Genomic DNA, 19,296 nt, shown 5'->3' with positions numbered 1-19,296 from the left:
TCAGACGGCGGCGGCGAGGGCCGCGCGGTGCCGGCCGCCGCGACGGGCGGTGGGCTTCGGGGCGATCGGTGCGGCCTTCCGGCGGGGGCGTCGTTCGGCCAGCACGGTCAGTTCGGCGAAGAGGCTGCTGCCGGCGGCGACCGCGTCACGCACGGGGGTGAGGACGATCTCGCCGGCGGCGGTGGTCGCGCACAGTCCGCAGAGGTGGCTGCGTCCCTCGCCGGCCGCCAGCACGGCGAACTGGACGGGGTCGGCGGTCGAGTAGAGCCCGGCGGACGCGCCGAGCAGGTCGGCACGGCCGCAGCGTTCGCAGGTCATCAGGGAGGTGGACACGGGTGTTGCCTTCGGGGATCGGTCTGGAAAGTCGGGAGGCGGAACAGGGCGGTGCTGGTAGTGCGACGGGCGGGGCCGGCGTTCGTCACGCCGTTCCGCTGCCTGCTCCCGTTGCCGGGGGCCACACGATCCCAGGAGGGTCTGCTTCCCACCCTGATACCGACAATTCGGAACTGTCCGCCGCGCGGATCGCCAGTCGTCGTCGTCGTCGATCAGCGGGCATCCGGTGGTCTGCGCTGCTGATGGTGAGCCTAGGACGCGGCCGCCCGGGTGTCATTCACCGGAGCGAAGGAATCGTGCGTGTCGTTACGTGACTGTGCGTGGCGGCGGTGCGCGGTCAGGTCCGCAGGGACTCCATGGCGGCGACGAAGGCCCGGCCGCGGTCCCGGTAGTCCTTGAACCGGCCGAAACTGGGCGCGGCCGGCGAGAGCAGGACGACGCCGTCCGGGGCGGCCCACTCGTAGGCCCTCGCCACCGCCTCGGCCAGGGATGCGGTGGCCTCGACCGTGACCGTGTCCCCTGCGCCTTCGGTGCCCAGAGCGGCGGCGATGTCGGGACCGTTGTCGGGCATGGTGAACACGGCGAGCGGCAGGGTGCGGCGGCGCAGGCCGGTGGCGAGCGGTCGGTAGTCGATCCCGCGGCTCTGACCGCCGACCAGCAGCGCGACCCGCCGGTCCGGGAAGCTGTCCACCGCGGCGAGCACCGGCAGCACGTTGGTCGACAGCCCGTCGTCGACGAACGTCACGCCACCGACGTCACCGACGATGTGCAGCCTGCTCTCCAGGCCGGCGAACCCGGCCGCTGCCCGCTCGAGCGCCGCGGCGTCGTCGGCCTCGGGGACGTCCAGCGCGCGCAGGCACTCCCGCGCGACCATCGCGTTCAGGCGGTTGTGCGCGCCGAGCAGACCGAGCGGCTGCATCCAGGTGGCGTCCGGGTCGTCGGTGCTGCGCACCCACCTCGTGTGCCCGGTCTGCAGTTCGGGGCGGGTGGCCAGCAGCACGTCCTCGCCGTTGGCGATCACCGTTCGGACGCCAGGATTCGTTGCCAGCGAGAGCTTGTCGGCGAAGTAGGTCTCCGGATCCCCGCCGTGCCAGGGCAGGTGGTCCGGGCTGAGCGAGGTCACCGCCACCACCGGCGGCGACACCGGCAGGTCGGTGGCCTGGTAGCTGGACACCTCGATGACGTACCGGTCGTACTCGCCGGCCGCCCGCGGGTCCTGCGGCGGGCTGCCCAGGTTACCGCCGACGAACGTGCGATATCCCAGTCCGGACAACAGGTGTCCGGCGATCGAGGTGGTGGTCGACTTGCCCTTCGACCCGGTGATGCACAGCACCTTCTCCCGCGGCGCCTCCATCAGCCAGAGGCCGAGACCGCCGGCCACCAGCACACCCGCCGCCTCCAGCTCCCGCACCACCGGGCCGTAGGCGGGTACACCCGGGGACTTGATCACCACATCGCACAGCAGAAGTGCTGCCTGTCCGCCGCTCTCCGTGGCCAGCACCACCCGGCCGTCCAGATCCGGGTCGTCGGCGGTGGTGGCCGGCGGGCGGTCGTCCACCAGCACCGGGTGCAGGCCCCGGACATCGCAGGCACGCAGGTTCGCGCGGCCCTCGGTGCCCAGGCCGTACACCCCGACCCGCAGGTCGGCCAGATCAGACCAGGAGATCGGCGGGCGCATACCGCTCCGGGATGTGGTGCAGGGCAACGGGCTTCATCAGCTGCTCGGCCTCGCCGGAGGGGTCCCCGGGGCCCAGCGCGACGAGCAGCCGGTTCAGGATCGGCGAGCCGACCCGGTCGATCCGGTCGGCGGCCATCCGGGCGGCGATCTGGCACTCGTGCACGTCGCCGACGCACTCCCACGGCTTGGTGTCCGGCGAGAGTCCCAGCAGCGTATGGAACTTCCCGAGCAGCTCCGGGTTGTCCAGTGGCTCCGGGGTCCGGGTGAACACCGCGCGCAGCGTCTCCGCGGGCAGGAACGGCGCCAGGATCAGGTCGATGAAGCAGCACTTGTCGCAGCGGCCGCACCAGTGGTCGAGCCGGTGCTCGAGGTTGATGTGGAAGCTGCGGTTGCAGCTGCGGAAGGTGTCGAAGTACTGCGGCAGCTCGGCGAACCGGGCCGCGATCCACAGCTCGGTGTACGGCCGCAGCAGCGAGAAGTACTGGAAATCGGTGCCGATCGCATCGGCCAGCACGTCCCGGAACGCCGACTCGAACGCCTCGCTCTTGGAGTACTGATGGTTGATCGACCGGCCGTCCACCTCGACGGTGCCGACCGAGGCGGACCACTCGTTGGACATCACCACCGCGTCGTGACCGCCGAGCGCCGCGGCCAGCACCCCGATCGCCGAGATGATGCCGGTGACCGGGACGTGCCCGTTGAAGAACTCGCCCTTGGCGGCGTGCAGGATCTGCGGGTCGATCACCCGCTCGGCGCGCACCACCGGCCAGCCGGTCACCACCGCCGGCTTCTCGATCGCCTCGAAGGTGTCGCCGGGTCGGTTCACCACGAACAGCGACGGCTCGGTGGTGATCGGGCGCAGCAGTTCCACGCTGACGATGGAATCGACGCCGCCGCCGAACGGCAACAGCGGGCGACCGGGTGCGGGATGGAAGTCCGCCGGGTACGTGCGCTCGAGCAGCGGTGCCCGGATCTCCAGGTCGGTCAGGTCCAGCTGCGGGTCGCTGCGGAAGGCGAACTCGCCGAGTCCGTCGATGTAGAACTCGCGCAGGAAGGCCAGCTCCCGGGCGGTCAGCGCGTGCTCGCCCAGGTCGATCACCGGCGGGGCGCCCGCCTTGTAGTACGAGACGCCGGTGAGCAGGAAGAGGAGCCGCGCGGCCTCGACGACGGCCGGCTGCGCCCACTGCTCCGGGGTGGCGCCGGGGACGCGGATCTCCTCGGTGAACTCGCGACCGTCCAGTGCGTATCGGCAGGTCACCGTGTTCTGCTCCGGTGCGATCGTGAACCCGAGGTAGTGGAAGACCTGGGCGCGGACCGGACTGCTGCTCATGACTGACCAGTCTGCCTCACTCGGCGCGCAACCTGGCCACGGCGGCGAACCGGCCGGTCGGCTGTTGCGCGCGGTGGCTGTAGAACGGGGTGCCCGGCCCGGTGACCTGGCCGGACAGCTCGATCCGCGCCGGATCCAGGCCGGCCTGCTCCAGCTGCAGCCGGTTGGCGGCGAACAGGTCGAACAGGAACCGCCCGGTGCCGTCGGACCGGAGCACGGACTCGGTGGCCCCGCCGAAGGCCTGCTCGGCGGCGCTGCGGACGTCCTCACCCACCTGGTACGTCGCGGGCGAGATGGCCGGGCCGATGCCCGCGACGATGTTCTGCGGCCGGGCCCCGAGATCGACCATGGCGGCGACCGCGGCCGGGGTGACCCCGCGCACCGTGCCCGCCCAACCGGCGTGCACCACGCCGAGCACGCCGGCGCCCGGGTCGTGCAGGACGAGTGGGACGCAGTCCGCGACCATGACCACCAGCAGCAGGCCGGGAGTGGTGGTGACCATGGCGTCGGTGTCCTGGATCGCGGTCGACCGGGTCCGGGCGCCGCGGCCGCGGTCGGCCTCGGTGGCCACGTGCACCGCCGGGCGGTGCACCTGCTCGCAGAAGACCATGTCGTCGAGATCCGCATCGAAGGCCGCCGCCACCCGCCGGCGGTTCTCGATGACGGCCGACTCGTCGTCGCCGACGTGGAAGGCGAGGTTCAGCTGGTCGTAGGGCGGCTTCGACACCCCGCCGCGGCGGGTGGTCACCACCGCGTCGACCCCGCTGGCGGTGAGCAGCGGCCAGTCGGCGAAGTCCGTCCCGTTCACCGGTCCAGCATGCCGGGTGGCTTCCGGGCGGGAATCTTCCGGGACCGGCGGCGTTGGCAGCGGGCATGACGGAACTGGGCATCACCGGGTCGACGGGCACTGTCGGCGGACTCGTGGCGCGGGAGCTGGCCGCTGCCGGGCTGCCCCTACGGCTGGTGGTGCGGGACCCGTCCCGGGCGCCGGAGCTGCCGGGGGCCTCCGTCCGGCAGGCCTCGTACCGGGACGCCGCGGCGGTGCAGGCGGCGCTGGAGGGCGTCGAGGTGGCGTTGATGGTGTCGGCCGCCGAGTCGGCGGACCGGGTCGACGAGCACCGGACCTTCATCGACGCCGCCGTCGCCGCCGGCGTGCGGCACCTGGTCTACACCTCGTTCGACGCCGCGGCCCCCGACTCGCTGTTCACCCTGGGCCGCGACCACTGGGCCACCGAGGAGCACCTGCGCTCCTCCGGGATCTCGTACACCCTGCTGCGCGACAACTTCTACAGCGACTTCCTCCCGCTGATGGCCGTGGACGGGGTGATCCGCGGCCCGGCCGGCGACGGCAGGCTGGCCCCGGTCGCGCAGGCCGATGTGGCGGCGGTGGCGGCCCGGGTGCTGCAGGATCCCGGCGCACACGTCGATGCCACCTACCAGCTGACCGGCCCGGAGGCGCTGTCGCTGGCCGAGGCCGCGGTGGTGATCAGCGCCGTCACCGGCGATGTGGTGCGCTATGTCGAGGAGACCCTGGACGAGGCCTACGCCTCCCGCGCCGGATACGGCGCCCCCGACTGGCAGGTCGACGCCTGGGTCTCCACCTACACCGCCATCGGGTCCGGCGTGCTGGCCCGGGTCAGCCCCGACGTCCCCACGTTGCTGGGTCGCCCGGCGCTGTCGCTGGCGGACGTGTTGCGCAAGGCACGACCTGCCGTGCTGTAGTTCTGGACCGTTCAGACCCCCGGTACCGACCCTGACGGGCCCGGGAACCTCTGGGGTGAAGGTCTTTTCGGTTCCTTGGCCGTCTGGCTACAGTCCGTGTAGCCAGACGGCCCCGGAACTCGAGAAGTCCGGAACGGTTCCCTTCTCGGCCCCTGCGCGACAGCACCCGACCTCCGGAACCTGCATGCCGACCAACTCTTCCAGGTGCAGTTGTCCCGGGACCTGACCACTCCGGTGGTGACAGGCCCCACCCTGCAGCGCTTCTCGTTCGTTGGCCGTCTGGCTACAGTCCGTGTAGCCAGACGGCCCCGGAACACGAGAAGTCCAGAACGGTTCCCTTCCCGGCCCCTGCGCGACAGCACCCGACCCCGAAACCCACGCGCCGACCAGCTCTTCCAGGCGCAGTGTCCCTGAACCCGACCATAGGTGGCGGTGACAGGTCCTACCCGTCCGCTCTTCTCGTTCGTTGGCCGTCTGGCTACAGCCCGTGTAGCCAGACGGCCCCGGAACACCAGACGTCCGGAACGGTTCCCTTCCCGGCCCCTGCGCGACAGCACCCGACCCAGAAACCCACGCGCCGACCAGCTCTTCCAGGCGCAGTTGTCCCTGAACCCGACCACAGGAGTCGGTGACAGCCTCTACCCTGCAGCCCTTCTCGTTCCCGGGCCTCGTAGCTACCGTGCGTGTAGCCAGACGGCCCCGGAACACCAGACGTCCGGAACGGTTCCCTTCCCGGCCCCTGCACGACAGCACCAGACCCCCGGAACCCGCGGTCTACCAACTCCTCCAGGCGCAGTTGTCCCTAACCCCGCCCCGCGGACCTACCGCGCCAACGCCCGGTCGATCAGCGCGGAGTAGAGGTGGCCGAGGTCCTCGCCGGCGGCCTCGACGGCCATGGGGAGCATGGAGGTCTCGGTGAGGCCGGGGGAGACATTGACCTCGAGGAAGTGGACCCGACCGTCGGCGTCGACGATGGCGTCGGTGCGGGAGACGTCGCGCAGTCCGAGCTCGCGGTGCGCGCCGATGGCCAGATCGGCGGCTGCGGCCGCACTCTCGTCGGAGAGCCGGGCGGGGGTGAAGTAGGTGGTGAGGCCCGCGGTGTAACGGGACTCGTAGTCGAACACCCCGCTGTCCGGCACGATCTCGACCGCCGGCAGGGCCCGCGGGCCGGAGTCGGTGTCGATCACCGTGACGGACACCTCGGTGCCGGTGACGAACTGCTCGACCAGCACCACGTCGCCGTAGGCGAACGCCTGCACCAGCGCACCCGGCACCTCGGCGGCATCGGTCACCTTGGTGGCGCCGAGCGCGGACCCGCCCTGGTACGGCTTCAGCATCAACGGCATCCCGAGATGGTGCGCCAGGCTGTCGATCAGCGCGCCCGCACCGAGGTCACGGAAGGTGTTGTGTGCCAGTGTCATCCAGTTCGGGGTGAGGAATCCGGCGCGGTGCATCATGGTCTTGGCGGTCGGCTTGTCCCAGGCCAGTCGGCACTCGTGCGCGGCGGTGCCGACGAACGGCACGCCCGCCATCTCCAGTACACCGTGCACGGCTCCGTTCTCACCACGACCGCCGTGCAGGGCGATCACCGCGGCATCCGGCCGGTGCTGGACCAGCCACGGCAACAGCGACGCGTCCGCATCCCGCAGCGTCACGTCCACGCCCTGCCGGCGCAGCGATTCCGCCAGTCGGGAACCGGAGCGCAGCGACACCTCACGCTCGTGGGTGAGACCACCGGCGAGGACGAGGACGTGACGATCGGACACAGCTTCTACTCCTGGATCTTCCGGAACTGCTTCTGCTGCAAAGGATCAGGGACGGATCAGGCGGTGTCGGGCGAGGGCGAGGACGGCCCGCGCAGCTGCTGCCGGGTGAGCGGTGCGCCGAACGTGCGCATCACCTCGAGCTCGTTCTCCAGCACGCCGGCCAGTCGCCGCACACCTTCGACGATCCGCTCCGGCGTCGGGTAGCAGAACGACAACCGCATCTGCCGGGACCCGAAACCGTCGGAGTAGAAGGCGGTCCCGGGGACGTAGGCGACCCGGGCGGTGACCGCACGGGGCAGCATCGCCGCCGCGTCGAAGCCCTCCGGGAGGGTCACCCACACGTAGAACCCGCCTTCCGGGTAGGTCCAGGTGGTGCCCTCGGGCATGTGCGTGCGCAGGGCGCCGATCATCGCGTCCCGGCGCTCGGCGTAGGTGTGCCGGTACGCCTTGACCTGGCTCTGCCAGTCGAAGTTCGACAGGTAGCGCGACACGACCATCTGGTTGAACACCGGCGGGTTCAGCGTGGATCCCTCGTTGGCCAGCACGATCTTCTCCCGGACGGCGTGCGGCGCCAGCACCCAGCCGACCCGCAGACCCGGCGCGAACGTCTTGGAGAACGAGCCGAGGTAGATGACGTTCTCGGCGTCGTCGGCGCGGATCGCGCGGTGCACCTTGTCGTCGAAACCCAGGAGTCCGTAAGGGTTGTCCTCCAGGATCGGGACCCCGGCGTCACGGCAGATGCGAGCGATCTCCACCCGCCGTTCGTCGGACATGGTGACGCCGGCCGGGTTGTGGAAGTTCGGGATCGTGTAGAGGAACTTGATCCGGCGGCCGGATTCGCGGACCGCGACGATGGCCGCCGCCACCGCCTCCGGGATCAGCCCGTGGTCGTCCATCGCGATGTGCACGACGTCCGCCTGGTACGCGGTGAACGTGGTGAGAGCGCCGACGTACGAGGGGGCCTCGGCCAGGATGACGTCGCCCGGGTCGCAGAAGACCCGGGTGACCAGGTCCAGTGCCATCTGGGAACCGACGGTCACCGTCACGTCGTCCGGGTGCGCGGAGATGCCCTCGAGCGCCATCACCTGGCAGATCTGCTCGCGCAGCTCCGCGATGCCCTGGCCCGATCCGTACTGCAGGGCGACCAGGCCGTCCTCCGCGACCAGTCGGCCGACCTCCGCGGACAGCTGCTCCAGCGGGAGGGAGGCGAGGTACGGCATGCCGCCGGCGAGGGAGACGACCTCCGGCCGGTTGGCGACTGCGAACAGCGACCGCACTGCCGAGGCCCGCATGCCAGCGGTGCGCTGCGCATACAGGGGCATGTGTCGATCCAGGCTGTTCCCGGTCATCGCTTCCTCGGTCCTCCTCGGTGGCCGGGCACGGTGCCCCGCCGACACCAGGACGCGCGACGAACGCATCGGTGCCCTGGCGGTGATCCGGAGTCTAAGCCGCCCGGCCGGACCAGCGGAAACTCAATCCGCGCGGCGGCGGCCGAGGGTGGCGGCGCTGACCGGGTCGTAGCGCGGGATCCAGTGGCGCAGCCACTCGGCGCCGACGAAGGAGATCACCGCGATCACGATCGACGCCGCGGCGAGCGGGGCGAACAGCGCGATGCCGGAGATCAGCAGCGGGCCGGCGGCGTTGCCGGCGTCGGACATCAGCCGCCAACCCGCCAGGAACTGCGGGCGGCCGACGGCCGGGGCCGCATCCGCGCCGAGGGTCATGATCAGCCCGGCGCCGATGCCGTTGCCGAAGCCCAGCAGCATCGCCACCAGCAGCAGCGAGGTGAACCCCGAGGTGAACACCACGAGGATCATCCCGACGCCGAGGATGATCATGCTCGGGAAGGCGACGACCAGCCGCCCCTTGCGGTCCATCAGCGCACCGGCGGGGTAGAAGAGCAGCATGTCGGCGGCGCCGGCGATGCCGAACACCAGCGAGGCGTGCGCGGCGTCCAGCCCGATCGAGGCGGCCCACAGCGGGACGATGGCCATTCGGCAGGCGCGGGACACCGACAGGAACAGCACCCCGACGCCGAGCGTGCCGAGGATCCGTCGGTGCCGGAACAGTGCGCGCAGCACCGGCTCCGGCTTCTCCGGCACCGCTGCCACTGCACGAGCCGGATCACCAGGAGCATCAGCGGTGATGTCCCGGGAGAACAGCACCAGCAGGAAGGCGCCGACCGAGGCGACCATGTCGACCAGGTAGGCGCCCTGGATGCCGGTGTGCGAGATGACCAGCGCGCCGACGAACGGCCCGAGGAACATGCCGATCCGGTACACCCCGCCGAGGGTGGACAGCGCCCGGGCCCGCAGGTCCACCGGGACGGCGGCGGTCAGGTACGACTGCCGGGCCAGCCCGAACGCCGCCGCCGAGAAGCCGACCAGCAGGATCGAGGCGCCGAGCACTGCGACGTTCTTCGCCAGCAGGGCGCCGAGCCCGCCGACGAACTCCAGCGCGGAGGCCAGCAGCAGCGTCGTCTTCTCGCCGAACCGGGCGGCGATGGCGCCGGCCGGCAGGTCCGCCAGCACCAGCCCGATGCCCAGCAGGGCCACCACGAACGCCGCGGTGCCGACGCTGCCGCCCAGGTCGGCCGCGGTCAGCGCGATGACCGGCATGATCGCGCCGCTGCCCACCGACCCGAGCAGCGTGGGACCGTACGCGGGCACGGCGATCGGCCGCAGGTCCCGGAAAGAATGTTCGGTCACCTAAAGAAAACTAGTCCTGCTCCGGCCGTCGGTGTGGGTGCGCTCGGCCACGTCCGGGAGCCCTCGGTGGTGGTTCCGACGGATCGGATGCGGTGGGCCACGTCGGGCGTGGCTGGTGGCAACGGATCGGAGCGTGGACCTCGGTGGTCGGGAGGCTCGGGGCGGCCCGGACTCCTGCGTCGGTGGTGCGGCCGACGGATCGGGTGCGGTGGGCCACGTCGGGCGTGGCTGGTGGCAACGGATCAGTCAGGGGCGGGGTCGGCCGGATGCGAGTGCAGCTCGCACGGACCGTACGACCGTCTCCGGTGCGTGCTCGAGGTCGTACCAGGTGAAACGCAGGACGGTCCAACCGAGGATGACGAGATCGTTCTGCCGTCTGCGGTCGATCCGGAAACGGTCGGGATCGGTGTGCCAGGCGAGTCCGTCGATCTCGATCAACACCCGTTCCCGCGGAAAGGCGAGATCAGGGTGGTAGACCCGCCCGGCGACCGGGATCTCGAATCCCGTCTGCCACCCCGTGATCCCTGCCGAGCGGAGGATGCGCATGCACCGGCGCTCTGACTCGGCGGCCGCACCGTCCCGGGCGACGGCCATGAGGCGTCGGACACCGTGGTTCCCCCGCTCGTGCCGGTGCCGCTGGATGTAGTGCTCGAGGTCGTCGATGGTGATCACTGCCTTCTGCAGCTGTCGGTCGAGCAGTTGCAGGCCGCCCGCTCCCATGGCGACTGCTGCCTGGATCACGGCGGAGACCCGGTCCATCACGAGGAGACCGCTATGCCGGACCAGCTCGTCGTCCAGCGGTTCGCGCTTGACAAGGCGGATCCCCGGACGGGCACGCAGGCCTCGGTTCCTCGCGATGTGGATCTCGACCTCCGGTGGCTCGTCGGTCGTGACCTGCCACCACCAGGCGGCTGCCCAACCCGCAACCGCGCTGCCATCGCCGCTCCACAGCGCGGCAGCGCGGATCCGGGACCTGACCGATTCAGGGAAGGCGATGGCCCGGTAGACGCCGGGGAGCACCCGGATCCACTCACGCCGCTCGACCGCGAGCTCGATCTGCCGCGATGTCCCGCCGGCGCTGATCACCTGATCCCGGTGGATGACCCCGTCCTGCCGATGCAGCCGCTTCTCGATCCCGTTCCGCCCCATCGGCGAACTGTTCCGCACCCGACGCCGCGATGGGCAAGTAGTTCCTCGGTATCCACAAAGCCCTGTTCCAGCGCCTTGGCGGCGGTCGGGAATGTGTCCGGACCGGGGGGGAGGGGCAGCCTCGGCGTGATCGGGCTGCCGATCCTTGTGGGACCCCTGCTGGCGAGTCCGGTGCGGTGGGCCACGTCGGGCGTGGCTGGTGGCAACCGATCGGAGCGGGGCCTCGGTGGTCGGGAGGCTCGGGTGGCCCGGACTCCTGCGTCGGCGGTGCTGCCGACGGATCGGGTGCGGTGGGCCACGTCGGGCGTGGCTGGTGGCAACGGATCTGGTCGGAACGGACGGGCATGCTCGTCGGGACGAGGTCCGGCCCACCTTTCCGCGCACGCGCTCGGCCACGTCCGGGGTGGCGGAGCCCGACGGCGACGAGGGGGCGCCAGTACCCTGGGACCGTCCACGCCGGAGTGCCCGGTGGGGGCGACCCGAGGTGACAGGAGTGGTTCCCGGCTGTGACGCGCGCGTTGGTGCCACTGTCGATGTCCTCGGTCTCCGACCTCCCGGAGCCGTGCCGGTCCTGCGTCGCGTGGGAGCTGCCGCACGGTGAGGGGGAGCGGCTGGAGTCCGGCGACCGGGCCTTCGAGAAGGAGGTCTGGCTGTCCGGGGTCATGCTGACCTGGGGTTCCGCCGGTCAGCTGGTCACCGTCGACGACAAGCCGGCCGGCTTCGCACTCTTCGCCCCGCCCACGGCTGTCCCCGGCGCGACGGACTTCCCGACCTCCCCGGTGTCCCCGGATGCCGTGCTGCTGACTGTCGCCCGGATCCTGCCGGAGTACGCCGGGCAGGGCCTCGCCCGCTACCTGATGACCGGGGTGATCGCTGGGCTGACCCGGCGCGGCGTCCGCGCCATCGAGGCGTTCGGGGTCGAGGACACCCGCCGGTCGCTGCGCCGGCCCAAGCACCCGACCTGCCTGCTGCCGGCGCCGTTCCTGCGGACCATCGGCTTCACCGACGTCGCGCCGCACCACCGCTACCCGCGGCTGCGGTTCGAGCTGGCCTCGGGTCTCGGCTGGAAGGCGGAGGTCGAGGAGGCGCTGGACAAGCTGTTCAACGTGATCGTGGTCCCCTCGCCCACGGTCCCGGCACTGGCCGGCGCGACGGCGAGGACCCCGACGGCGCGGATCCCGGCCTGCAGGGAGGTCGGCGGGCGATGAACCGGGCGGCCGTCACTGTCGAGATCAGGATCGGTGACGACGTCGTCCTGCGCCCGGTGATGTGGATGTTCATCGCCGTGCTGCTGACCTTCCTGCTGACCCGTTTCGTCACGCGCCGGATCCGGACCAAGCAGCGGGCGGCGGCGCTGGCCGCCGCGAACGGGGACCCCACGGAGGCGGCCGGTCAGGGCGGTCTGCTCAAGGACATCAACATCGGTGGCATCCACCTGCACCACCAGGTGTTCGGGATTCTGCTCATGGCGATCACCGGGATCCTGGTCTTCGCCACGACGCCGGAGGGAGTAGGCCGCAACGTGGCGGCCTTCGTCTTCGGCATCGGCCTCAGCCTGGCCTTCGACGAGTTCGCCCTCTGGCTGCACCTCGACGACGTCTACTGGAGCCCGGAGGGCCGGCAGTCCGTCGACGCCATCTTCTGCGTGCTCTGCATGATCGGTTTCCTGATCGGCGGCGCCGACTTCATCTCCGGTGAGGTCGGCACCGGCGGCTGGTGGGCCTCCGTGGCGTCCCTGCTCGTGCTGCTCGCGCTGAGCGTGATCTGCCTGCTCAAGGGCAAGGTGATGACCGGGGTGATCGGTGTCGTCTTCAGCCCGCTGACCCTTGTCGGCACCCTCCGGCTGGCGAAGCCGACCTCGTGGTGGGCGCGCCGCTTCTACCCACCGGGCAGCCGCCGGATGCGCCGGTCGCGCCGGCGGTTCGGCCCCGATTACGACCGGCGGTGGAACCGGGTGCGGGACTTCTTCGCCGGCGCCCCGGACCCGCAGATCGCGGCGCCCGCCCCGGCGGGTGTCGACGTGCCGGTCGCCGTGGTGCCGCCGGTGCTCACCTCCGGCGCTGTCCACGAGATCGAGCCGGACGACGGGCTGCCGCCCGAGCGACCGTCCCTGATGGCGACGCTGATGGGCCCAGAACACCCCGCACACCCCGCACACCCCGAGCACCGGTCCGACGACGACACGAACACGGCCCGCCCCGGGGAGTGATTCCCGGAGCGGGCCGCGAGACCTCTTCTCGTGCAGGTACTCAGCCGATGGCGCCGACGAGACCGGCCAGGTAGCCGGACTTCTGGCCGGCCGCCGTCGGGTGGTACGAGGAGCCGATCGCGGCAAAGTTGATGCCGGTGACGAAAGCCGTGCTGGTGGAGCACAGCTCGTGGCCGTCGAAGTCCTCGGTGACGTCCGCGTAGGTGGCGCCGGCGCGCGCCGCGGCAGCGGCCAGCACGCCGTTCAGGATCACGGTGGCGTTGTTCAGGGTGACCTGCGAGGGGGCCTGCATGAAGCCGCACATGCCCTTCGGGGTGGCCGGGTAGAGCTCCGGGTAGCCGAGGACGACGAGCTTCGCGTTGGGGGCCTTGGCCTTGATCTTGGCGTAGATGGCGTCCAGCTTGGCCGGCAGCGACTTGGTGGCGGTGGCGGTGGACTTGTTCACCGCGGTGGCGCAGGCGGCCGGGCTCTGCAGGGTGCAGGTGGTCATTGCGTTGCCGAAGCCGATGTCGTTGCCGCCGACGGTGATGGTGACCAGGTCGGTGGCGGCGGTGAGGGTGCCGAGCTGCTTGGTGGAGACGGTCGAGGTGGTGGCACCACCGCAGGCGACGAAGCTGAACGATGCGACCTTGGCGGCCGAGGCGTACAGCGCCGGGTACGCGGCGTTGGTCCGCTGACAACTACTGTTCGTGTACGCCCCCGCTCCTGTTCCCGACGAGTAGGAGTCACCGAGAGCGACGTAATCGACCGGCCCCGCGGCACTGGCCATGGCCGGCGCGGAGAACAGGGCGACCGCGGCGGCGGCGCACGCGGTGGCGAGGACTGCGGGAAGGCGAAGGGCGCGCATCTGACTGGTCTCCTGTGGGTTCCTGGGGTGGCCACATAGGTTTATCAGGCAGAACGTCGCGAAGCAGTCCTCAGACCGGGTGGAGCTCACCGTGACGTTGTGTAGCAGTGAGTAGCGATTCGATCGACGCTGCGTAGCGGGCTCGACGGGTGCAGAGGGCCGCTCGAGGACAGGTCGCCGCGGTCCTTCGGCGACGGTGAACTCGCAGAACGGCTACTTTCCGTGGTCAGAAGGACTATCACAGACAGTGATGACAACGTGGGACATTCGACTGTGGCGGGCGTCCGTCACACCTGATCGTCGTGATGACGACCGGACGTGGGGTGACGCCGGACGCCGTTGACAGGACCGGGTGCCCGAACGGGGGAGCGGAGGGACGGACGGCGACGGGCTCCCGCGGATCATCGGTGGGAGAGAGGCTCCGGTGGTGCCACCGACCGGCGGTCCGGATGTCGCCCGGGTCGCCGATCCGGTGCCCGGATCGGGTGGCGGACGGCCGGTGTCACGCCGCCGGGTGGCCGGACGCGGGCACGGTCGGTGAGAACGGACAAATCTTGATGTCCCCGGCTTCCCGGCTCCAGGATCTCCCCGGCCCGCGGCCCGGTCCCGTCGGGGTGGGACCGGGCCGGTGCCTCCGGAGAGTCGGGAGTATCCGGAGAGCCGAGCCGCAGCTCCGGTTTTCCAGGCCGTGCTGCTGAGAACAATCCTGCTGCCGCGGTGCACTCCCGGGTATCCGACGACCGGTGGGTGCGTCGGTGGAGGCACCGTCCACCGATCGTCGGGCCCGTCAGAGACCCGCGGCCGGGGCGAGCTCGGTGGCCACCCAGGCGGCGACCTCCGGCGGGTACGGCGAGGGCAGGGACAGCACGAGGTGGGTGAACCCGTGCTCGATCGCCTCGGCGATGGCGGCGCGGGTGGTGTCCGGCCGGTCGTAGGAGACGCCGATGGGCAGGGACCGGGTGATCTCCGCGGGGTTCCGGCCGATCCGCTCGCAGTACCGGTCCAGCAGGGCACTGCGGTCGTCCGCGTCCTGCATCGATCCGCCCGGCATGTTCCAGATGTCAGCGTGCTCCGCGACCACCCGCAGCACCGGCGCCGACCGGCCGCCGATGACGATCGGCGGACCCGGCCGCTGCACCGGTTTCGGGTTGCAGTAGGCATCCTTGAGCTGCACGTACTTCCCGTCCAGGTCGAACGGCTGCTCCTCGGTCCACAGCCGGCGGATGGCCGGCACCGCCTCGGTGAAGGCGGCCACCGCCTCCGCGACCGGAACGAACGGCAGGCCGTGTGCCGCGTACTCCCGCCGGGCGATCGGCGCGTCCGGCCGGGACCCGACCCCGATGCCGAAGTCGAGCCGGCCGCCGGAGATGACGTCGACCGTCGCCGCCATCCGGGCCAGCAGGGCCGGTGGCCGGACCCGGTTCGCACTGACGAGCAGGCCCATCCGCAGCCGGGTGGTGCTCGCGGCGAGCGCGGCCAGGGTGGTCCAGCCCTCGAGGACGGGACCGTCCGGGTCACCGAAGATCGGGATCAGATGGTCGAAGAGCCAGGCGTGCTCGATGACCGGGATGCCGTCGGCCTCCTGCCAGACGCGCAGGATCTCGTCGTAGCCGACCTGGGCCGGCGGGGTCATGATTCCCAGGCTCACGCGGGCCATGTCAGGCCGCCCGTCGCCGGCGCAGGGCCGGGTCGAGCAGCGACGGCGGGGTGTCGAACTTCTCCTCCGGTGCGAGATCGGTGCCGGGGGCGACGATCCCGTCGATCGCATCCAGCACGTCGGTGGGCAGTACCACGTCGGCGGCGGCGAGCTGGGAGACCAGGTGGTCCACCGTGCGCGGCCCGAGCAGCGCCGACGTCACCCCGGGGTGCGCGGTGACGAAGCCGAGGGCGAGCTGGATCAGCGAGAGACCGGCCTTCTCTGCCACCGTGGTCAGCTGCTCGACCGCCGCCATCCGGGCCCGGTTCGACGGGGTGGTCAGGTCGAAGCGGCCGGGCAGGATCACCGAGCGGTGGGTGCTGATCTCCCGGTCCTGCCGCACCGCCCCGGACAGCCAGCCGGAGGCGAGCGGGCTCCAGGCCAGCACGCCCATGCCGTACTCCTGGGTGACCGGCAGGACGTGGGTCTCGATGCCGCGCTGCAGGATCGAGTACGGCGGCTGCTCGGTGACGTAGCGCCCGAGCCGCCGGTCCTGCGCCGTCCACTGCGCCTGCACGATGCGGTGCGCCGGGAAGGTGGACGAGCCGAAGTAGCGGATCTTGCCGGCCCGCTGCAGGTCGGTGAGCGCCGACAGTGTCTCCTCGTCGCTGGTCTCCGTGTCCCAGCGGTGCACCTGGTAGAGGTCGACGTGGTCGACGGCCAGCCGGCGCAGGCTGTCCTCGAGCTCGCGCACCAGCCAGCGGCGCGAACTGCCGCGGTGGTTCCGTTCGTCGCCCATCGGCAGGTAGGCCTTCGTGGCCAGTACGACGTCGTCGCGGCGGCCGGCGAGTGCGCGGCCGACCATCTCCTCCGACTCCCCGTCGCCGTAGGCGTCGGCGGTGTCGATCAGGTTGATGCCGGCCTCCAGCGCGGCGTCGACGATGGCGGTGGCCTCGTCCTGGGTGGTGCGGCCGATCGCACCGAAGTTCATCGCGCCCAGCGCAAAGGTGCTGACCTGCACCCCGGTGCGGCCCAACGTGCGGTACTGCATGGCGGGTCCTCCTCTGATGGTGGGTGTCGGTTCCGCTGCCCCTGGTGATCTGGCATCCTGGGGAAGCGGAACCAAGTTCCGCTATCGAACATACGGAACCGTGTTCCGTTTAGCAAGGAGGTCGGTCGGCTGTGCCCGAGGACGTCCCGCGCCGGCGCGCGGATGCGGTGCGCAACGAGCGCACCCTGCTGGACGCCGCGGCCGCCGCCTTCGTCGCCGCCGGGGTGTCCGCGCCGGTCCGGGACATCGCGAAGCGGGCCGGGGTCGGGGTCGGCACCATCTACCGGCACTTCCCGACCCGGGCCGACCTGGTCGTCGCCGTCTACAAGCACCAGGTGCAGGCCTGCGTCGAGGCCGGGCCGGAACTGCTCGCCTCCGCCGACACGCCGCATCAGGCGCTGGCCGGGTGGATCGACCTGTTCGTCGACTTCCTGGTCACCAAGCACGGTCTCGCCGAGGCGATGCAGTCCGACGACGCCGGATTCCGCACCCTGCACGCCTGGTTCCTGGAGCAGCTGGTCCCGGTGTGCGGGCAACTGCTGGACGCGGCGGTGGGCGCAGGCCAGATCCGCGGGGACATCGAGCCGCTGGTGCTGATGTTCGCCGTCGGCAACCTCTGCATGGGCGCCGGCGACCCGCGCTACGACCCGCGACTGATGGCCGGGGTGCTGGTCGCCGGGCTCGCCCGCTGACCGGGGATCACAGCTCCCGGGACAGTTCCCACTCGTGGCCGAACGGGTCGCGCACCCGGCCGGTGCGCCAGCCGTGCTCGGTGTGCGGGTCGGCGACCGCGATGGCCCCCGTCGCCACCGCCCGGGCGAAGGCGTCGTCCGGATCGTCGTTGCTCACGATCATCCGGACCGCCGCGACCGCCTGCGGCGCCCGGGCCGCCGGGTCGACCCCGTCGTCCTGCTGCACCCAGAACTCCGACCCGGCCAGCGACAGCCGCGCGACGATCACCTGCCCGTCGATCTCGGTGCGGTGCACCACCGCCGCGCCGAAGGCCGTGCCGTAGAAGGCGACCGCCGCCGACGCGTCGCCCACCGTCAACCACGCTGCGATCCCCGACATGCCGCCTCCTCGACTCCGCGCACCTGTGCGCGTCGCCCAGTGTGCGCCGGGTTTCTGCGGTCCGGGTGCCAGGATGCCCGGGTGCCGCGAACGTTCTGGAGGCTGGTCGAGCCGGTCGACGCCGACGTCGACCTGCGCGACCCCCGGCAGCGAGCCGAACTGCGCCGGCGGCACGGCTCGGTGCTCGGCGCGGTGGCCCTGGGTGGCGCGGTCGGCGCGCTCGCGCGGTACGGGATCGGCCTGCTGTGGCCGGCGGCGCCCGGCACGATCCCGTGGGACGTGCTGGTCATCAACGTCAGCGGCAGCCTGCTGATCGGTGTGCTGATGGTGCTGGTCGTCGAGCGACCGGGTGCCCACCGGCTGCTGCGGCCGCTGCTCGGCACCGGCGTGCTGGGCGGGTACACCACCTTCTCGACGTATGCCCTGGACGTGCACCGGCTGGTCGAGGGCGGGCACCCGGGTGCGGCCGCCGGCTACCTGGTCGGCACCTTGGCCGGCGCGTTGTTCGGCACCTGGGCCGGGCTGGTGCTCACCCGCCGGGCGGTGGGGCACCGGTGAACGTGCTGCTGGTGGTGGCCGGCGCGGCGATCGGGGCGCCGCTGCGGTACCTGCTGGACCGGGTGGTGCAGACGGTGACCGGCAGCGGGTTCCCGCTCGGCACGATGGCCGTCAACACTCTCGGCTGCCTCGTCCTCGGCCTGGTCGCCGGGGCCGCGCTGCCGTCCTGGGCCGTGCTGCTGCTGGCCACCGGCTTCTGCGGCGCCCTCACCACCTACTCCACCTTCTCCTTCGAGACGGTCCGGCTGGCCGAGCGCGGCCCCCGGTGGTCGGCGGTGCTGAACGTGGTCGGCACCCTGGTGCTGGGCAGCGCGGCGGTCTGGCTCGGCCTGCTGATCACCGGCTGACGAGCGCGCGGATCTCCTCGACCACCAGGTCCGGGGCCTCCTCGGCCATGAAGTGACCGGTCTTGACCAGCCGGTGCCGCAGATCCGGCGCCCACGCACCCCAGAGCGCGACCGGGTCGAACCCGAGCTGCGTCCCCCAGTCCTGCTGCAGCACCGTGACCGGCAGCTGCAACGTGCGGCCGGCCGCCCGGTCCGCCGTGTCCTGCTCCAGGTCGATCCCGGCCGACGCCCGGTAGTCCGCCACGATCGACGTGACCGCCTCGCGGGACGCCGTCAGGTAGCGCTCGCGGACGTCCGCCGGGATCGCGGCCGGATCGGCGATCCAGCCGTCGATGAAGGAGCCGAAGAACTCGTCCGCGGTGGTGGCGATCATCCGCTCCGGCAATCCGGGCGGCTGCGCCATCAGGTAGAGGTGCCAGGCGACCGCAGCCGGCGCGCCGTGCAGGATGTCCCACATGTCGAGGGTGGGCAGCACGTCGAGGGACAGCAGGTGACTCACCGTCCCGGGGTGGTCCAGCCCGGCGCGGATCGCGACCAGCGCGCCGCGGTCATGGCCGGCCAACGCGAACCGGTCGTGGCCCAGCGCAGCGGCCAGTGCCACCACGTCGGCGGCCATCGTCCGCTTGCTGTAGGTGTCCGGCCCGGCCTCCGCCGGCTTGTCGCTGTCCCCGTAGCCGCGCAGGTCGGGGCAGATCACCGGGTGCTCCGCGGCCAGCGCCGGGGCGACGTGCCGCCACATCAGGTGGGTCTGCGGGAAGCCGTGCAGCAGCACGATCGGCGTGCCGGACGTGCCGGTGCCGCCGACCGCGGCGTGCAGCGAGACTCCGTCGGCCACCGGCACGTCGACGGTGTCGAATCCGGGGATCTGTGGGGTTGCAGTCATGGGACCAG

Annotated in this window: 19 protein-coding genes; 6 read left to right on the top strand and 13 right to left on the bottom strand. The window is 71.5% G+C overall.

The features are described 5' to 3' along the window. From GIS00_RS12975 to pgeF, 4 genes are all read right to left on the bottom strand, one after another. Entirely contained in the window at positions 1–333 is a 333-nt protein-coding gene (locus tag GIS00_RS12975) for a hypothetical protein (protein ID WP_154768860.1), read from the bottom strand. 337 nt (positions 334–670) lie between these two features. Continuing rightward, complete coding sequence (gene murD / locus GIS00_RS12970) at positions 671–2,011, bottom strand: UDP-N-acetylmuramoyl-L-alanine--D-glutamate ligase (RefSeq protein WP_154768859.1); 1,341 nt, start codon at positions 2,009–2,011, stop codon at positions 671–673. Further along, complete coding sequence (locus tag GIS00_RS12965) at positions 1,986–3,341, bottom strand: endonuclease domain-containing protein (RefSeq protein WP_154768858.1); 1,356 nt, start codon at positions 3,339–3,341, stop codon at positions 1,986–1,988. The genes murD and GIS00_RS12965 overlap by 26 nt, the downstream gene beginning before the upstream one ends. 16 nt (positions 3,342–3,357) lie before the next feature. Further along, positions 3,358–4,149: a peptidoglycan editing factor PgeF gene (pgeF, locus tag GIS00_RS12960; protein WP_196073258.1), complete on the bottom strand. Its 792-nt coding sequence runs from the start codon at positions 4,147–4,149 to the stop codon at positions 3,358–3,360. Between the two features lie 65 nt (positions 4,150–4,214). Between pgeF and GIS00_RS12955 the strand changes: the two genes are divergently transcribed. Beyond that, positions 4,215–5,063 carry an SDR family oxidoreductase gene (locus GIS00_RS12955; protein ID WP_154768856.1) on the top strand — a complete coding sequence of 283 codons (849 nt, stop codon included), beginning with the start codon at positions 4,215–4,217 and terminating at the stop codon, positions 5,061–5,063. A gap of 821 nt (positions 5,064–5,884) precedes the next feature. Here the strand turns inward: GIS00_RS12955 and GIS00_RS12950 are convergent. From GIS00_RS12950 to GIS00_RS12935, 4 genes are all read right to left on the bottom strand, one after another. After that, positions 5,885–6,829, bottom strand: a complete 945-nt coding sequence (locus tag GIS00_RS12950) for a D-alanine--D-alanine ligase family protein (protein WP_322097916.1) — start codon at positions 6,827–6,829, stop codon at positions 5,885–5,887. Positions 6,830–6,885: 56 nt separating this feature from the next. Beyond that, a complete protein-coding gene (locus tag GIS00_RS12945) occupies positions 6,886–8,151 on the bottom strand; it encodes an aminotransferase-like domain-containing protein (protein ID WP_230313531.1) in 1,266 nt (421 codons plus the stop codon). 150 nt (positions 8,152–8,301) lie between these two features. Beyond that, positions 8,302–9,537, bottom strand: coding sequence for an MFS transporter (locus GIS00_RS12940; RefSeq protein ID WP_322097915.1), 1,236 nt, complete (start codon positions 9,535–9,537; stop codon positions 8,302–8,304). A 246-nt stretch (positions 9,538–9,783) separates the two neighbouring features. Then, the gene (locus GIS00_RS12935; RefSeq protein WP_154768854.1) at positions 9,784–10,686 is read right to left on the bottom strand and encodes an endonuclease domain-containing protein; all 903 of its coding nucleotides are present in this window, start codon (positions 10,684–10,686) and stop codon (positions 9,784–9,786) included. A 506-nt stretch (positions 10,687–11,192) separates the two neighbouring features. Between GIS00_RS12935 and GIS00_RS12930 the strand changes: the two genes are divergently transcribed. Together GIS00_RS12930 and GIS00_RS12925 are read left to right on the top strand one after the other, a co-directional pair. Beyond that, positions 11,193–11,894 carry a GNAT family N-acetyltransferase gene (locus GIS00_RS12930; RefSeq protein ID WP_230313530.1) on the top strand — a complete coding sequence of 234 codons (702 nt, stop codon included), beginning with the start codon at positions 11,193–11,195 and terminating at the stop codon, positions 11,892–11,894. Further along, positions 11,891–12,895 carry a hypothetical protein gene (locus GIS00_RS12925; protein ID WP_230313529.1) on the top strand — a complete coding sequence of 335 codons (1,005 nt, stop codon included), beginning with the start codon at positions 11,891–11,893 and terminating at the stop codon, positions 12,893–12,895. Before GIS00_RS12930 ends, GIS00_RS12925 begins: the two co-directional genes overlap by 4 nt. A 40-nt stretch (positions 12,896–12,935) precedes the next feature. On the opposite strand, the gene GIS00_RS12920 is transcribed toward GIS00_RS12925, so the two are convergent. From GIS00_RS12920 to GIS00_RS12910, 3 genes are all read right to left on the bottom strand, one after another. Further along, entirely contained in the window at positions 12,936–13,742 is an 807-nt protein-coding gene (locus GIS00_RS12920; RefSeq protein WP_230313528.1) for an SGNH/GDSL hydrolase family protein, read from the bottom strand. Between the two features lie 787 nt (positions 13,743–14,529). Further along, the gene (locus GIS00_RS12915) at positions 14,530–15,375 is read right to left on the bottom strand and encodes an LLM class flavin-dependent oxidoreductase (protein WP_230313527.1); all 846 of its coding nucleotides are present in this window, start codon (positions 15,373–15,375) and stop codon (positions 14,530–14,532) included. A gap of 25 nt (positions 15,376–15,400) precedes the next feature. Then, the gene (locus tag GIS00_RS12910; RefSeq protein ID WP_154768852.1) at positions 15,401–16,429 is read right to left on the bottom strand and encodes an aldo/keto reductase; all 1,029 of its coding nucleotides are present in this window, start codon (positions 16,427–16,429) and stop codon (positions 15,401–15,403) included. A gap of 131 nt (positions 16,430–16,560) precedes the next feature. Here GIS00_RS12910 and GIS00_RS12905 point away from each other — a divergent pair, with 131 nt between their 5' ends. Next, the gene (locus GIS00_RS12905) at positions 16,561–17,121 is read left to right on the top strand and encodes a TetR/AcrR family transcriptional regulator (protein WP_322097914.1); all 561 of its coding nucleotides are present in this window, start codon (positions 16,561–16,563) and stop codon (positions 17,119–17,121) included. 7 nt (positions 17,122–17,128) lie between these two features. Here the strand turns inward: GIS00_RS12905 and GIS00_RS12900 are convergent, their stop codons facing one another. After that, positions 17,129–17,500 carry a VOC family protein gene (locus GIS00_RS12900; protein ID WP_154768851.1) on the bottom strand — a complete coding sequence of 124 codons (372 nt, stop codon included), beginning with the start codon at positions 17,498–17,500 and terminating at the stop codon, positions 17,129–17,131. An 81-nt stretch (positions 17,501–17,581) separates the two neighbouring features. Between GIS00_RS12900 and GIS00_RS12895 the strand changes: the two genes are divergently transcribed. Both GIS00_RS12895 and crcB read left to right on the top strand, forming a co-directional pair. Then, positions 17,582–18,058 carry a fluoride efflux transporter FluC gene (locus GIS00_RS12895; RefSeq protein ID WP_322097913.1) on the top strand — a complete coding sequence of 159 codons (477 nt, stop codon included), beginning with the start codon at positions 17,582–17,584 and terminating at the stop codon, positions 18,056–18,058. Beyond that, entirely contained in the window at positions 18,055–18,405 is a 351-nt protein-coding gene (gene crcB / locus GIS00_RS12890) for a fluoride efflux transporter CrcB (RefSeq protein WP_322097912.1), read from the top strand. The genes GIS00_RS12895 and crcB overlap by 4 nt, the downstream gene beginning before the upstream one ends. Here crcB and GIS00_RS12885 read toward each other — a convergent pair. Then, positions 18,395–19,288, bottom strand: coding sequence for an alpha/beta fold hydrolase (locus tag GIS00_RS12885; protein WP_154768850.1), 894 nt, complete (start codon positions 19,286–19,288; stop codon positions 18,395–18,397). The genes crcB and GIS00_RS12885 overlap by 11 nt on opposite strands. Positions 19,289–19,296 lie beyond the last annotated feature (8 nt).

Origin of the sequence: Nakamurella alba (assembly GCF_009707545.1) — a bacterium.
GTDB classification, from domain to species: domain Bacteria; phylum Actinomycetota; class Actinomycetes; order Mycobacteriales; family Nakamurellaceae; genus Nakamurella; species Nakamurella alba.
This window is presented reverse-complemented; position numbering and strand designations above follow the sequence as displayed.

What these genes read in the sequence shown, in the direction of transcription:
- GIS00_RS12920 (WP_230313528.1), bottom strand. Translation starts at nt 13,742, where the DNA reads ATGCGCGCCCTTCGCCTTCCCGCAGTCCTCGCCACCGCGTGCGCCGCC.
- GIS00_RS12955 (WP_154768856.1), top strand. Translation starts at nt 4,215, where the DNA reads ATGACGGAACTGGGCATCACCGGGTCGACGGGCACTGTCGGCGGACTC.
- murD (WP_154768859.1), bottom strand. Translation starts at nt 2,011, where the DNA reads ATGCGCCCGCCGATCTCCTGGTCTGATCTGGCCGACCTGCGGGTCGGG.
- GIS00_RS12965 (WP_154768858.1), bottom strand. Translation starts at nt 3,341, where the DNA reads ATGAGCAGCAGTCCGGTCCGCGCCCAGGTCTTCCACTACCTCGGGTTC.
- GIS00_RS12910 (WP_154768852.1), bottom strand. Translation starts at nt 16,429, where the DNA reads ATGCAGTACCGCACGTTGGGCCGCACCGGGGTGCAGGTCAGCACCTTT.
- GIS00_RS12900 (WP_154768851.1), bottom strand. Translation starts at nt 17,500, where the DNA reads ATGTCGGGGATCGCAGCGTGGTTGACGGTGGGCGACGCGTCGGCGGCG.
- GIS00_RS12935 (WP_154768854.1), bottom strand. Translation starts at nt 10,686, where the DNA reads ATGGGGCGGAACGGGATCGAGAAGCGGCTGCATCGGCAGGACGGGGTC.
- GIS00_RS12925 (WP_230313529.1), top strand. Translation starts at nt 11,891, where the DNA reads ATGAACCGGGCGGCCGTCACTGTCGAGATCAGGATCGGTGACGACGTC.
- GIS00_RS12945 (WP_230313531.1), bottom strand. Translation starts at nt 8,151, where the DNA reads ATGCCCCTGTATGCGCAGCGCACCGCTGGCATGCGGGCCTCGGCAGTG.
- GIS00_RS12915 (WP_230313527.1), bottom strand. Translation starts at nt 15,375, where the DNA reads ATGACCCCGCCGGCCCAGGTCGGCTACGACGAGATCCTGCGCGTCTGG.
- GIS00_RS12885 (WP_154768850.1), bottom strand. Translation starts at nt 19,288, where the DNA reads ATGACTGCAACCCCACAGATCCCCGGATTCGACACCGTCGACGTGCCG.